Below are 13,783 nucleotides of genomic sequence, written 5' to 3' on the forward strand. Positions count from 1 at the left end.
TATTAGACTCCCTTTTACCTCACAACCAAAACCTAAACATCTATGCTGGTACAATATGTAATGGGCAACAAGCCTGTCAATGCGCTTTGGTCGGTAACGCAGGACAACACGGTGTTTGAGGCCCTGGAACTCATGGCTGAGAAAAACATTGGTGCAGTTTTGGTTCTTGAAGATAATGAATTGATCGGTATATTCTCGGAAAGGGATTACGCAAGAAAGGTTATTCTTCAGGGAAGAGCTTCACGTGATACGCTCATCAGGGATGTAATGACGGCCAAGGTGATTACTGTCGAAACTGACCAAAAGATTGAAGAATGTATGCAGATTATGTCCGATAAACATATCCGGCATCTACCTGTGAACCGCGACGGGATATTGATTGGGATTATTTCTATCAATGACATTGTTTCGGCCATTATCACGGAGCAAAAGGAGCATATCAATACCCTTGAGAGTTATATCTCGGGCAGTCCTTATTCCTGAAAATCAAATTAAGTACTTCACGCAGAAAGCGATACGGATCTGTTAGCTCTTTTCAAAGTGACGCAGACTGCCGCAAGGAGAATTATGTCTTGCCAATTCTGGCAGGATGGTTATCTTTGCCGCTCTAAAAAACCATATTTTGCATACGGTCAATGATCATGTGAAGGGTCTGTACGGAGGCCAGATCCGGGTGCGCGCTTGCGGTATTTGTGTGGCCGAAGGAAAAATCCTGCTTATAAATCATTCGCTGTATGGACAAAATGGGTTTTTCTGGAGTCCGCCGGGTGGGGGAATACTTTTTGGGGAAAGTGCCCAACAGGCTGTCGTAAGGGAGTTTAAGGAAGAAACGGGTTTGGATGTGAAGGTGGGCCCATTGCTTTTTTTTAATGAGCATATCGCTGATCCACTGCACGCGATTGAGCTGTTTTTTGAGATTAAATCCTTTGAAGGCACACTGACGAAAGGCATCGATCCGGAGTTTTCCAGTGACGACCAGATTATACGGAGTGTTTGTTTTATGAGCTGGCAAGAGATCAGCCAATACCGTGCGGATCAACTGCATATTCTCTTTTCCAAAACCGATTCGGTAGAGGGAATTCTGAGGCTTGACAACTATATTAATTAAAAAATTATCCTGTTACTGTGGCAAATTCTGAAAACCAGGTCATTGAAATTATACCTACGCTGCTTGTAGGCGATAGCTCATTTGACGCGGCCAGTATTCCGCGATGCACATTATGCATTGAAGTGGACGAAAGGCGGATCCGGTTTTGCATTGTCCGGGATGAAAGCATGGAATGTATCTGGCTGGAAGATTATGCTTTTGATACCGCCTTGAATCCGGACGAGATTTTTGAAAAACTAAAAAAGATCTTTACCGGGCATTTGCTATGGTCTTCCAATGACTGGAAAAATGTTAGAATTGCTATTAATTCTCACGCTTTCAGCCTGATACCTAATTTGATCTTTGAAAAGGATTCTGCGCAGGACTATCTTTCCTTCGCATTAGGAAATCCCGTTCCAAAGGATGAAAGGGTACTTTACCATGAACTGCCATTGGTGCATGCCAATAATGTTTTCAGTATCCCGCAGATCTGGTACGATTGGATGATCAATCATTTCGGTTCATCCAGCATCGCATTTTACCATATTACGAGTCCTTTGATTATCGGTGCGCTGGTAAGCCATGCCGAGCAGCAGGAGCTTCGGATCGTTTCTGTTTATTTTGAAAAGGAATATTTCACCCTGATCGTCAGCGAGAGCCAGCAATTGATCCTTTGCAATAGGTTCAGATATTCACAAACACAGGAGCTGGCCTACATTATGCTTTTTACACTCAGTCAGCTGAATTTGCTGCCGGAAGAAATGAAAGTTTTGTGTTACGGTGAAATATCATCTTCTTCTGATGCATATACGGAGCTTTCACGATTTTTCCCCAATTTGCAGATCGGAAGCGGCCCTACTACATTAAAATATACTCCCCAATGCGCCGATGTTCCCGGTCACAGGTACTTCGGCCTTTTCAATACGTACCTGGTATCATCCTAATACAACCGCAGCTGAGCTTATGAAGCGTATCGCACTTTTTCCCGGGTCCTTCGATCCTTTCACCAAAGGACATCAGGACATTGTTTTGCGCGGGTTAAGGCTTTTTGACGAGGTTGTGATCGGTATCGGTAATAATGCAACCAAGAAAAGATACTTTCCGCTGGACGTAATGAAGGAAATGATCGAAAAAACTTTTGATTCAGAGCGGAATGTGAAAGTAGTGACTTATGATGACCTTACGGCTCACACAGCGAGGGAATTAGGGGCCAGATTTCTACTCCGCGGCCTGCGTAACACGACCGATTTCGAATATGAAAACGGTATCTCACAAGTAAACAGGTACTTGTACGAAGAGATTGAAACTGTTTTCCTGATCACCTCACCGCCACTTGCACCCATCAGTTCGAGCATCATTCGTGACCTGCACAGATATGGACAGGAGGTGGACGATTTTCTGCCTTATTCACTCTCGGAACTGAATAAACTCAACCAGGAAGGCTGAGTCTATTCAGTTCCTTTCTAATGTTAGGATTCCTTGATGTTATGAGTTTTCGCCAGGCTATCGACCACGTATCTGATCGAGCTGTATGAATTGATCAGTAGTGACTTGGCTTCCGATTGTGTATACCAGTCCAGCTTTTCAATTTGCTCTTCCGCTTGCGGGCTCATTTTGGAATCGTCCAGGCAATCGAAAAGATACCATTTCGTACGTTTCAGAATGCGACTGTTATTGAGCGTATAGGTATGCCATGTTGTGCAGATTTTGTCTCTCACCAGTGCTTTCACACCAGTTTCTTCTTCTATTTCCCTGATAGCGGCTGTTTTGGAATTTTCGCCTTTATCAAGCTTTCCTTTTGGAAGGTCCCACTTCTTGCGACGGTACATGAAAAGCCATTTGCCATTCTTTACCACAACACCTCCCGCGGCCTTAATGACCTTATACTGGCCTTTAATCCTGTCCTCCACCTCTGTTTTCTCCCTCGTTGCTATCGTGATAGACAACATTTCTTTGGGTAAGCCTTTTTCCAGAATTTGAATTAACTGGATGGCGCTCGTCGCAGTGGAATTGAGGAATAACACATGCCCGGTCAGCATGCTTTTTTGCAGCTTCTCCAATCTTAGGTCCACAATGTGGTCAAAAGCCGAAGTTTCGGTGGCAGAAAGCTGATTAGTCCGTACAATTCTGAATGGACGGTCGTCAAAAAAAATGATCATTTTTCAAATGGTACGTGAATCGATGCCAAAATTAAGTAAAGAGTTTAGTTTAGACAGAGATTATTATTGATAAATTTGTAATAGTATCAAATTAAAAGTTCTTGGAACTCCTGATAATTCTACTTCTTGTGCTTCTCAACGGTATATTCTCCATGTCTGAGATCGCACTTGTTTCATCTCGCAAATCCCGTCTTGAAGCTGCTGCAAAAAATGGTGATTCCAGCGCCAAAGCCGCATTAAACCTAGCCAATTCACCAACCCGTTTTCTATCAACAGTTCAGATCGGTATTACACTGATAGGTCTCTTAACGGGTATGTATAGCGGGGACAACATTACATCCGATTTCGAGCATTTTATTGCTACTATACCGATTTTGGCGCCATACAGCCATTCTTTGGCCGTCGGTACGGTGCTGGTTTTTATCACTTATCTGTCACTTGTTCTGGGAGAATTGGTCCCGAAAAGAATTGGTATGGCCAATCCCGAGGCCATATCCAAGTTCATGGCTACCCCCATGGACCTGCTTTCGAAAATAACCGCCCCATTCATCGCCCTGCTGGGTTTTTCCAGTGATCTGATCATTAAGATCCTGAATATTAAGCAAAGCGAGAATTCCGTAACCGAAGAGGAGATCAAAAGCCTCATTCAGGAAGGTACATCCGGTGGTGTTTTCGAAGAGATTGAACAGGAGATCGTTCATAATGTATTTCAGCTGGGTGACAGAAAAGTAACCTCGCTGATGACCAACCGGCAGGAGATCGTTTGGCTGGACCTGGAAGATACCGTTGAAGAAAACAAAGCCAAGATCTTTGATTCAAGACATTCCATTTATCCGGTTTGTCGTGGTACTGTGGACGATGTGGTAGGGCTGGTCTATGTGAAAGATCTGATCGCTACCGACATTGAAGCCCAAATGACGGATCTGAATGCCATAGTTCGTGACCCGGTATACCTTCCCGAAAGCAACCGTGCTTACCAGGCCTTAGAGAAATTCAAAGAGCAGCGCGTTTATTTTGGCATTATCGTCGACGAATACGGCGGACTGCTGGGCGTGCTGACCATGCATGACATTATGGACGCGCTCGTAGGCGATATTTCCGAGGACATCGAAGAAGCTTCCGAGATTGTCAAACGCGAAGACGGGAGTTATTTGATTGACGCGCAGCTCCCATTCGACGATTTCTTGCATTATTTCAATTTGAACATCCAGGATTCGGAACGACGGGAACTGGTAGGTTTCAACACACTGGGAGGTTTTGTGCTACATGTGCTGGAAAATATTCCTAAAACGGGGGAGCAGTTCAAATGGAAGCACTTTGAATTTGAAGTGATCGATATGGACCGAAGCAGAATTGATAAGTTATTAGTTATAAATCATAATAGAAAAGAAGAATCCGAAGCGTAACAATGTCGAACAATCAGGATAGTACCAAAAGAATTGCAGAACTGCTGCTTGAAGCCCAGGCCATTAAGCTAAGCCCCGAAAAGCCATTTCAATGGAGCTCTGGCTGGCTTTCACCGATATATTGCGATAACCGCGTCGCTTTGTCCTATCCCGAAACCAGGACATATATCAAGAAAATGCTTGCTGAGCTCATTAAAAAGGAATATCCGGATGCTCAGGTAGTGGTAGGTGTGGCCACTGGCGGAATTGCCCAGGGTGCGTTGGTAGCTGATTTGCTCGAACTTCCTTTTGCCTACGTCCGCCCAGAGCCTAAAAAGCACGGAATGGGCAACCAGATCGAGGGCAGAATCGAAAAAGGACAATCCGTTATCATTATTGAAGACTTGATTTCGACAGGAGGCAGCTCTCTTAAAGTAGTCGACGTACTGCGTGAAGCGGGTATTGAAGTGGCGGGAATGGTGGCGATCTTTACCTACGGATTTGCAGTTGCAGAAAATAATTTTAAAGCCAAAGATGTGAAATTAAGCACATTGAGTAACTATAATGCATTGATTGAAACTGCATTGGAACATGATTATGTCAATAGTTCTCAGGTGGAAAGCCTTGGAGCATGGCGAGTGGCCCCGGATCAGTGGGGTAAATAGACTTCGGCGATCGGCTTTCGGCAATCTATTTTTGATGGCCGAAAGCCGACAGCCGAAGTATTTTCAGCCCCTATGGTTATCCAGCTTCTCAAATAATCCCCCAAACGCTTCCTCTTTAACCCCGTCGGATTTCAGAAATTCGTGAGGGAAGCCCAGCTCGATCTTGCTGACCTCGTTAAGTCTTTGAATGATCTCATCAGGTAGTTGAAAAGTAAGACATCCGAGCGAGTCGACCAGTTGCTTTTCTTTGGACGCGCCGATGATCGGTATCATTACCTGATCGCGATGACGTGTCCAGTTAATGGCCACCTGGGCAGGCGTAATCCCCAGTTCTGCTGCAACATCCACCACAGTTTGTGCAATAATGCTACTGTGTTCATTGCGACGGGTACTGTCATCAGGTACGCGGCCGGTTTCTCCTCTCAAATATTTTCCGGTCAATGCCCCTCCACCGATAGCTCCCCATGGGGTAACTGCCAGATCCAGCGCTTTGGCCATAGGCAACAGGTCCCTTTCTGGTGTCCTTTGTAACAATGAGTACTCAAATTGAATGGCGGCGAAGGCATTCCAGCCACGAAAATCGGCAATGGTATTGGCCTGAGAAACTATCCAGGCAGGTGTATCGGAGATACCAATGTAGTGCACAAGCCCCCGGCTGACAAGATCGTCCAGGCCGCGCATTACCTCTTCCACAGGGGTAGTATTGTCCCACATATGTACCCAAAGTAAGTCAATGTACTCAGTATTAAGTCTTTTCAGGCTGGCCGTAACTGATCGGAACATGTTCTTGCGGTGATTGCCGGCAAAGTTCAGATCGTTATTGCGGTCTTTGAGCGTGAACTTGGTAGCCAGTACCCAGTGATCACGGTCACTTTCAATAAATTCCCCTACATACTTTTCGGAAGAACCTTCGGTATAGCGGTTGGCGGTGTCAATAAAATTGCCACCGGCGTTGGCAAATGCTTCGAATATTTTGAAACTCTCGTGTTTGTCAGCTCCCCAGCCCCATTCTGTTCCGAAGGTCATGGTACCCAGACAAACTTCTGATACCCGTAAACCAGACCGGCCCAATAATTGATAGCGCATAGTAATAATATTAAGAATTTGAATGAAGATATAACATCGGACGCTTCCCGTACATGGTTAATTTTTGTGCCGCAAAGTTATATCCTTACCCGCCAAATGTATTTATATTGTAACAAAATTAGAATCTTTTTCACCACACTCAATGATTGATGTTTCCTATCCCTACTTCGATCCAAATCTAAGCTGGCTTTCTAATAATTACCGGCTGCTGCTCGAAGCAAACGACGAAACCGTGCCAGTGCGGGAACGCCTGCGTTTTTTGGGGATTTATGCTTCTCAGACCAAGGAATTCTTCCGGGTCCGTATCCCGAGTTTGCTTGCCATGGGAGAAGTTAGCAACGATATTCGCGTCAAACTGAACCTCTTTCCTGAGTCGCTGCTGGAACATATTTACGAGACGGTCGAAAACCAGTTGCGGGAATTCAATGACATTTTAGTTTCAGGCATTTTACCTGCGTTGGCCGATCAGGGCGTCCATCTTTATTATCGGCAAGTTTTTGCCGCGGAGCATTCGCCGTTTCTGCGTAAATTTTTTGTCGACAGGCTGTTCAGATATTTGCAGCCTGTTTTTATGGACAGTCGGCGCACTTCCAAAATGCCTTTTTTTGAATCAAGGCAGCTTTATCTGGTCGTTAGGTTGCAACTTAAAGAAGACCCGGAAGAGGATTGGTATGCGACTGTGAATGTGCCTTCTGAGCCATTTGGACGTTTCATTGAGCTGCCCGAATCGGACGGGAAAAGGCATGTTGCGTTTCTCGAAGATGTGATCCGGGAAAATCTCCCGTTGTTGTTTCCGGGCTATACGATTCTGGAAAGCTACGCCATTCGCGTTGAGCGGGAAACCGAACTGTCAGTGGAAGACGAGTACCCGATGCAGATCACCCAACGCATTTTGAAACAGCTTGAAAAAAGAAATTTTATTCAGCCCTTCCAATATTTTTACGAGTCGGGCATGCCGCTTTTTATGCGAGAATACCTTGCAGGCAAGGCCGCTATACCGATGAACGAGTTTCATGAGCGCGGACATTATATCTGTATGCAGGATTTGATCAAGTTTCCCGTTTTGTCCCGGCGGCTGGACTATCCTTACCAGAGGCCTGTTCAGAATCCTGACTTTGACGAGAAGAGCTCAGTCTTTGATGCCATTCAGAAAGCAGACCAGCTACTTCACCTTCCATACCAATCCTATGAGCCGATCGTCAGGTTTTTTAATGAAGCCGCCATCGATCCCCACGTTAGAGAGATTCATGTTTCACTCTATAAGATCAGCCCTAATTCATTTATTCTTAACTCATTGATCAGTGCGTCGAGAAATGGAAAGCGGGTTACGACTTATGTGGAACTGAATACCAAGCTCGACATTCAAGAGAATTTACAATGGTCTAAAAAGATGCGGGATGCAGGTGTTAAGATCATTCTGAGTGTTCCGGGGCTGAAAGTCCATGCCAAAATGGCTTTGGTCAAAAGGAAGGTACAGAAAGGATGGGAGCGTTATGCATTTTTAGGAACGGGAGGTTTTTACAGGCTCACCAGTAGGGAGATAGTCGATCACGCTTTGCTGACCAGCCACAGGGAATTGACTAATGAGCTTGAACTTTTGTTTGGATATCTATCGACCCAGGACGAACCTAAAAAATATAAGTACTTGCCTTTCAATTTCTTGCAGGTAACTCAGTTTACCCTTCAGAAAAGATTGCTGGATCTGATCGACCGGGAGATCGCCAATTGTAATGCAGGTCTCAAATCTTTTATTACTATCAAGATCAATCAGTTGCAGGACCATATTCTGATTGACAAGCTTTATCAGGCGGGGCAAATGGGCGTTCCTGTGCATGTGATCGTCAGCGAAAGTTGCGGGCTGATCTCAGGTTTGCCATCGATCAGTGATAATATTACCGTCAGCCGCCACGTCGACCGGTACGTTGAAAACACACGGATTTTTCATTTCGCGAATCGCGGCAATGATGAAATTTTCCTCTCCTCGTGTGACTGGACCCACCGGAACCTGCACAGAAGGATGGATATCTGTTTTCCAGTATTGGATGAGACATTGAAAAATCAAATGCGGATAGTGCTCAGAAACTACGCAAATGACAACCAAAAGTCGGTGCGGCTGGATCTGTACCAGAACAATTTACGCATTGCCGATGATTCGCGGGGCAAACTAAGGGCACAGGAGGCGAATTACAAGCTGGTGGAAAAAATAGAGAAAAACGGAGCAACCAGGAAGGTAGAGTGATAACAATTTTTACGGTTAAAAAAAATTTTCTAACCGTAAAATTTTATAATCAGCCGTCAGATTTCATGAACGCAGTTTGTGAAAAAAAATAAAAAAGCTGAGCAATTTTTTTGCTGCCAAGGCACCAAATGCCCTTGAGCCGTATGGTGGATATGATTATATTTGAAAGCATATCATTCTGACTCAATCATAAAAGACACATTGTAGCATGGGAATAGTAGAGCGAAGAGAGCGACTTAGAATTCAGGTTCGTTCAGATATCGTTAAAACAGCGAAGGAGATTGCTCGTGAAGACGGGTGGACTGCTGTTTCAATTCGCAAAATTGCTGAGGTGATTGAATACAGCCCGCCAATCCTATACGAATATTTTGAAAGCAAAGACAAACTCCTTGAGGCAATCCGCATCGAAGGTTTCGATTACCTGCAATCAGAATTTATCAAGATAAAAGGACATTTCAGCAATCCCCAGAAACAACTGGTGGAAGTTGCTCAAAGTATATGGAATTTTGCCGTTGAGAATCCAGAGGTTTTCCAGGTAATGTTTAACCTGGAAGGCGCATACTGTGATTCCAAGAGAGTTTACTCGCAGGCAATGAGTATCAAAGGAAACCCGGTATGGGAAATGATCGCTGGCCTGCGTCCAAAGTCGGGCGAGGCCGTAACCAAAACTTACTACGAGTGGTGGTGCCTTACCTATGGTTTTATCAGTATTACAATGACTACACAGCCTCGTTATGCCTTTTCACAGGCAGAACCGGTTTACATGGAAGGCGTCCGGAGATTTATCCGGAGCATTATGTGACAGAAGGCACCGATTGCGGGCGTATCTCTATTTTGCTCTGGTGATAAACCTGCGAAAATGGAGGTACGCTTCTTACTAACCAGGCATTTCCGCCGATCACAGAATCATGACCGATCACGGTCTCTCCCCCTAAAATGGTCGCATTGGCATAAACGACCACATTATCTTCAATTGTAGGGTGGCGCTTGCGGGAAGCAAGGGACTTGGAAACGTGGGTCGCACCTAACGTTACTCCCTGATACAGTTTTACGTTATTTCCAATATGGGTAGTCTCACCGATAACTACGCCAGTTCCATGATCGATAAAGAATGAATGTCCTATCACGGCATTAGGGTGAATGTCGATACCGGTTTGGCTGTGGGCGTATTCGGTAAGCATACGAGGCAGAAGCGGGATACCGGCTTTGGCAAAAGAATGCGCGAAACGGTAGGTTGCAATGGCCATAAAACCCGGGTAAACAGAAATTACCTCCTCGATACTGACCGAGGCGGGATCATTGTCGGTGATGGATTTGGCGTCCATCAAAAGATCTTCGTAGATACCTGGAATCTGCGAAAAAACCTGATCCAGGATCTCCTCTTTGTCTTTTTTTAATTGTGGCAGCAACGGTTGCAGCATGCAGTCCAGACTGTGGCGTAAGTCAGCATATTTCATGGCCAAGTCCTTGGATGGGCAACTTGGGCAATCCTGGCTGATCGGAAATAAAAAATTGATCAGGTCCTTGATGAATTTACCAGCGTCCTGTCTGGAAGGCAATTTGTAGTTGTATCTTTCATTCTGTTTGCTCAGACGCTGAAAGAACAGTTCTTGGTGGTTGGCTGTCATTAAAAATAAAAGTTAGACAATCATGTCAATTGATAGCTGGCATCCGTTTTTTAGTGAACACAGAAACGACCGGAAAAATTTAATCCGGGTGGATTCTTTAAAAAATCGCTGAGCCTTTTCACTTTAAGGGTGATTTTATCGTATATTGAAATATCCTGTGAATTTATGAAATAGAGTAACATTCTTTGAATTATATGTTAAGTTTTAAATTCCTTCGGTCTGCCCTGTTATTCCTTTTCCTTTCGGCTTCGCTAAGTTCGTGCTTTTCAAGGTATATTATTTCGGCAAAACAGGTCAGAAAACATTACGCTTTGAAGAAGGTAAAACCTACCGAACAAATCATTAAAAACGATACACTCTCACTTTGCATTGCCAGCATAGGTTCTGATACGCTTCCTATGTTGCTGCTCATCCATGGTGCACCTGGCTCGCTTTGGGGTTATATGAACCTGATGGACGATGAGGATTTGCAAAAGCACTTTCACATAGTATCCGTTGACAGAGTGGGCTATGGTAAATCCAGGTTGAAAAAACGCAGGTTTGTAACTTCTATTGCTACCCAGGCCAATGCCTTATTGCCTGTTTTCAATCTCAACAAAAGCGATGAGAAGGTAACTGTCCTCGGCAGGTCATATGGCGCGCCGATCGCTGCAAAACTGGTTTCAATGGTTCCGGAAAAAGTGAAGGAACTGATCATGGTATCGCCGGTCATTGATCCTGAAAAAGAGAAGTTTTATTGGTTTTCGAAATGGGGTCGCAACTCTTTTATCCAATTATTCCTACCGGGTGCTTTCAATACCGCTACTGCTGAGAAGTACAGTCATTCCGAAGAGTTGAAAAAGCTGCTGCCCGTTTGGCAGAACCTGCATGTCCCCACAACGGTTATTCAGGGCGGTAACGACTGGATTGCCGATCCTTCCAACATTGATTTTGCAAAAAAACATATTCGCAGTAAGCGTGCGCAGTATATTTTCCTCTACAATGCCGGCCATATGATCACCTACACGCACCTGGCTATGATCAAAGAAATGCTTCTGAAAAGCCAGCTTTTCAGGGATAAAATCACGTCTGTGGATGTAGTGGGCCAATAGCGCTTCTGTGCTCAATGTATTATTTTCTGAGTCACCGAATGGGCCGAATTGTCGGCGCGGATAATGTAAAGGCCTCTGCTCAGGTTTCTTACATCAAATTCTTCCTGGACTAAAATGACCGGTGATTTGCTGGTGATTTCCCGAATGACTCTTCCTTTTATATCAATGAGTTGCAACCGGATCACGGCCCTGGTCTTGCTGTAAGCTTTCACCGTTACAAAATCTTCTGCGGGTACTGGATAGGCTTCAATGGCCATGGAAACTTCCGGGGAATCTACCTGGGGCGCCGACGTGATTAATCCACCAAATTCCGAAGATTCATAAGGCAGTACTTCCACTGTTTCACCCGGGCGGTCAACAACCGAGATCAGGCCCTCTCGATACATTTCCGAGATTACGATGCCGTCTCGCCACTCGCTAACCACCATTGCATAAGCATAATTGCCAACTACTTCCGGTGCCTGCCAAACCAGTCTCTTATTTGCAGCATCAACTTTAAAAACCCCTGAGCTGCTTATTTCATTAGGAAACAAATAACTATGATCCGCCATTCTCACTCCGCAGGTACCAGGTGAGGCTTTGCTAAGACGCGATACCTTCACCGTAACGCTGTCTTGATCCTGCACGGATGGTTTGAGGTCAATCGAAAATAGCTGCCTGACACCTGCTTCAAATACCGGATAGGGCATTACCGGCGTGTTATTGGCAAGTTGAGTATTAATGACAGTCCATAAAAAGAACGGAGTCTGCTCGGAGTTGGGCAGATTAATGAGACCCGAACTACGATTTTGAAGCGAAACCGAGATTTGGTAAGTACCAATAGACCCATAGGTATGTGTTCCAATGTAGTCTGAATAGCTCACCTTTGAACTTCCGGAGATAGTTCCTGTCTGCACCCTGGTAAATTCTTTGATGCTACCATCGCCGAAGCAAACATTCACGGTCGACTGACCGCTACTCGCTTCATTTCCCGCGTCAAGGTATAGGCGAACTTTAATATTATATGTTTGTCCAGAAACGTAAGAAGCCGAAATCTCGCCACCCTTGATATGGGTCGCGTAACATACAGGCGTGATCAGCAAAAGCAGGAGGATAATTCTGTAAACTGATTTCATATCGAAGAAAAGGAAGCGGTAGGTTCTTTACTAAAATCAGAACGTCCGGGCAACCCTTTTTTGTATGACTTTTCAGGAAGAAATCAGTCTTTATAAATCAAAATTTCACTTTTTCCATCGCTTTTGATATATCCCCTATACATTCCCTCGCTGTTGAATGGCATGGCCACATTTCCGTTGCGGTCCAGCGCGATCACACCTCCTTCACCGCCTCTTTCCACCAGCTTTTTCATGACTACTTCATTAGCAGCATCTTGCAGTGACAATCCTTTGTATTCCATTAATGCAGATATGTCGTAAGCCACAACGGATCTGATAAAATACTCGCCATGGCCCGTGGCTGAGACTGCGCAGGTTGCATTATTCGCATAAGTTCCTGCTCCGATAATGGGCGCATCGCCGATGCGGCCATATTTTTTATTGGTCATTCCGCCGGTAGAAGTACCTGCGGCAAGGTTACCAAACTGATCCAGCGCCACACATCCCACAGTACCAAATTTTTTGCCTTCTGTAAAAATGAGCTCACTGTTATCCAGGAAACCTGTTTTTGGGTTTTTCTTGATCTCCTTTTCTTCCTTTGCGTCGTGATCCAGCTCTGTCTTTTCTTCCTCTTTGGCGCGGAGCAATGCCTTATACCTGGCCTCAGTGTAAAAATAGGAGGGGTCCACTATTTCAAGACCCTGTTCTTTTGCGAATTTCTCAGCGCCTTTGCCTGCCATCATCACATGCGGTGACTTTTCCATGACAGCAATGGCGGTACTGATCGGATTTTTGATAGTCGTAACACCGGCGATTGCGCCCGCTTTCAATGTCTTGCCTTCCATGATAGAAGCGTCCAGCTCATTCCTTCCTTCATTGGTAAATACAGCCCCTTTGCCGGCATTGAACAGCGGAGAGTCTTCCATGACGTGAATGGTCGCTTCTACTGCCTGAACACTGGTGCCGCCTTTTTTCAAAATCTCATAGCCTTTCTGCAAAGCCATGTTGAGTATTTCCCTATATGCCTTTTCGCGCTCCGGGGACATGTTCGCCCGCGTAATGGTGCCTGCACCTCCGTGCAAAACCAGTGTGATCTTGTTGGCATAATCCTGAGCGGACACGGTCAGAAAGGTAAATAGGGATAGAATAACGAGGCAGAGCTTTTTCATGATTTTGTAATTTGAGTGAACCGTTCCAAATCTAATCACTAAACTTTATAATTCCTTTATAGCAATTAAATACAGCAGAAAACGTGTTTTCGCTGGGTTATGTATGCCATTTATGACAGTAGAGGCGTCTGATGCATTTCTTTTTACATTGAAATATTTACTAATACGATTGTAACCAAA

General features: G+C 44.8%; 14 protein-coding genes. 9 read left to right on the top strand and 5 right to left on the bottom strand.

Annotated features, from left to right (window positions below):
* The first annotated feature begins 60 nt into the window (after positions 1–60).
* The 4 genes from ON006_RS06905 (at position 61) to coaD (ending at position 2,533) form a co-directional block, all read left to right on the top strand.
* Positions 61–483: a CBS domain-containing protein gene (locus ON006_RS06905; protein ID WP_374760201.1), complete on the top strand. Its 423-nt coding sequence runs from the start codon at positions 61–63 to the stop codon at positions 481–483.
* A gap of 106 nt (positions 484–589) precedes the next feature.
* Positions 590–1,108: an NUDIX domain-containing protein gene (locus ON006_RS06910; protein WP_267609966.1), complete on the top strand. Its 519-nt coding sequence runs from the start codon at positions 590–592 to the stop codon at positions 1,106–1,108.
* A gap of 17 nt (positions 1,109–1,125) precedes the next feature.
* The gene (locus ON006_RS06915) at positions 1,126–2,031 is read left to right on the top strand and encodes a DUF3822 family protein (RefSeq protein WP_244819212.1); all 906 of its coding nucleotides are present in this window, start codon (positions 1,126–1,128) and stop codon (positions 2,029–2,031) included.
* A gap of 19 nt (positions 2,032–2,050) precedes the next feature.
* On the top strand, positions 2,051–2,533 hold the full coding sequence (gene coaD, locus ON006_RS06920) for a pantetheine-phosphate adenylyltransferase (RefSeq protein ID WP_244819211.1): 483 nt from the start codon (positions 2,051–2,053) through the stop codon (positions 2,531–2,533).
* Between the two features lie 23 nt (positions 2,534–2,556).
* Here the strand turns inward: coaD and ON006_RS06925 are convergent, their stop codons facing one another.
* A complete protein-coding gene (locus ON006_RS06925; RefSeq protein ID WP_244819210.1) occupies positions 2,557–3,246 on the bottom strand; it encodes an NUDIX hydrolase in 690 nt (229 codons plus the stop codon).
* 101 nt (positions 3,247–3,347) lie between these two features.
* Here ON006_RS06925 and ON006_RS06930 point away from each other — a divergent pair, with 101 nt between their 5' ends.
* Entirely contained in the window at positions 3,348–4,652 is a 1,305-nt protein-coding gene (locus tag ON006_RS06930) for a hemolysin family protein (RefSeq protein ID WP_255772815.1), read from the top strand.
* Positions 4,653–4,654: 2 nt separating this feature from the next.
* On the top strand, positions 4,655–5,296 hold the full coding sequence (pyrE, locus tag ON006_RS06935) for an orotate phosphoribosyltransferase (RefSeq protein WP_244819208.1): 642 nt from the start codon (positions 4,655–4,657) through the stop codon (positions 5,294–5,296).
* Positions 5,297–5,359: 63 nt separating this feature from the next.
* On the opposite strand, the gene ON006_RS06940 is transcribed toward pyrE, so the two are convergent.
* Positions 5,360–6,382: an aldo/keto reductase gene (locus ON006_RS06940; protein WP_244819207.1), complete on the bottom strand. Its 1,023-nt coding sequence runs from the start codon at positions 6,380–6,382 to the stop codon at positions 5,360–5,362.
* 142 nt (positions 6,383–6,524) lie between these two features.
* Here ON006_RS06940 and ppk1 point away from each other — a divergent pair, with 142 nt between their 5' ends.
* On the top strand, positions 6,525–8,621 hold the full coding sequence (ppk1, locus tag ON006_RS06945) for a polyphosphate kinase 1 (RefSeq protein WP_244819206.1): 2,097 nt from the start codon (positions 6,525–6,527) through the stop codon (positions 8,619–8,621).
* A gap of 208 nt (positions 8,622–8,829) precedes the next feature.
* A complete protein-coding gene (locus ON006_RS06950; protein ID WP_244819205.1) occupies positions 8,830–9,423 on the top strand; it encodes a TetR/AcrR family transcriptional regulator in 594 nt (197 codons plus the stop codon).
* Here ON006_RS06950 and epsC read toward each other — a convergent pair.
* The gene (epsC, locus tag ON006_RS06955; protein ID WP_244819204.1) at positions 9,416–10,249 is read right to left on the bottom strand and encodes a serine O-acetyltransferase EpsC; all 834 of its coding nucleotides are present in this window, start codon (positions 10,247–10,249) and stop codon (positions 9,416–9,418) included. The genes ON006_RS06950 and epsC overlap by 8 nt on opposite strands.
* Before the next feature lie 311 nt (positions 10,250–10,560).
* Between epsC and ON006_RS06960 the strand changes: the two genes are divergently transcribed.
* Positions 10,561–11,340 (top strand): alpha/beta fold hydrolase, encoded by a 780-nt coding sequence (locus tag ON006_RS06960; RefSeq protein WP_244819203.1) that lies wholly within the window; start codon positions 10,561–10,563, stop codon positions 11,338–11,340.
* An 11-nt stretch (positions 11,341–11,351) separates the two neighbouring features.
* On the opposite strand, the gene ON006_RS06965 is transcribed toward ON006_RS06960, so the two are convergent.
* Together ON006_RS06965 and ON006_RS06970 are read right to left on the bottom strand one after the other, a co-directional pair.
* The gene (locus tag ON006_RS06965; protein ID WP_244819202.1) at positions 11,352–12,455 is read right to left on the bottom strand and encodes a T9SS type A sorting domain-containing protein; all 1,104 of its coding nucleotides are present in this window, start codon (positions 12,453–12,455) and stop codon (positions 11,352–11,354) included.
* 83 nt (positions 12,456–12,538) lie between these two features.
* On the bottom strand, positions 12,539–13,603 hold the full coding sequence (locus ON006_RS06970; RefSeq protein WP_244819201.1) for an isoaspartyl peptidase/L-asparaginase family protein: 1,065 nt from the start codon (positions 13,601–13,603) through the stop codon (positions 12,539–12,541).
* Positions 13,604–13,783: the final 180 nt, after the last annotated feature.

This window comes from Dyadobacter pollutisoli (assembly GCF_026625565.1).
Lineage (GTDB): Bacteria > Bacteroidota > Bacteroidia > Cytophagales > Spirosomataceae > Dyadobacter > Dyadobacter pollutisoli.

Coding starts and splice junctions, on each gene's coding strand:
- ON006_RS06970 (WP_244819201.1), bottom strand. CDS start 13,603: ATGAAAAAGCTCTGCCTCGTTATTCTATCCCTATTTACCTTTCTGACC.
- ON006_RS06950 (WP_244819205.1), top strand. CDS start 8,830: ATGGGAATAGTAGAGCGAAGAGAGCGACTTAGAATTCAGGTTCGTTCA.
- coaD (WP_244819211.1), top strand. CDS start 2,051: ATGAAGCGTATCGCACTTTTTCCCGGGTCCTTCGATCCTTTCACCAAA.
- ppk1 (WP_244819206.1), top strand. CDS start 6,525: ATGATTGATGTTTCCTATCCCTACTTCGATCCAAATCTAAGCTGGCTT.
- ON006_RS06940 (WP_244819207.1), bottom strand. CDS start 6,382: ATGCGCTATCAATTATTGGGCCGGTCTGGTTTACGGGTATCAGAAGTT.
- ON006_RS06910 (WP_267609966.1), top strand. CDS start 590: ATGGTTATCTTTGCCGCTCTAAAAAACCATATTTTGCATACGGTCAAT.
- ON006_RS06905 (WP_374760201.1), top strand. CDS start 61: ATGGGCAACAAGCCTGTCAATGCGCTTTGGTCGGTAACGCAGGACAAC.
- epsC (WP_244819204.1), bottom strand. CDS start 10,249: ATGACAGCCAACCACCAAGAACTGTTCTTTCAGCGTCTGAGCAAACAG.
- ON006_RS06965 (WP_244819202.1), bottom strand. CDS start 12,455: ATGAAATCAGTTTACAGAATTATCCTCCTGCTTTTGCTGATCACGCCT.
- ON006_RS06925 (WP_244819210.1), bottom strand. CDS start 3,246: ATGATCATTTTTTTTGACGACCGTCCATTCAGAATTGTACGGACTAAT.
- pyrE (WP_244819208.1), top strand. CDS start 4,655: ATGTCGAACAATCAGGATAGTACCAAAAGAATTGCAGAACTGCTGCTT.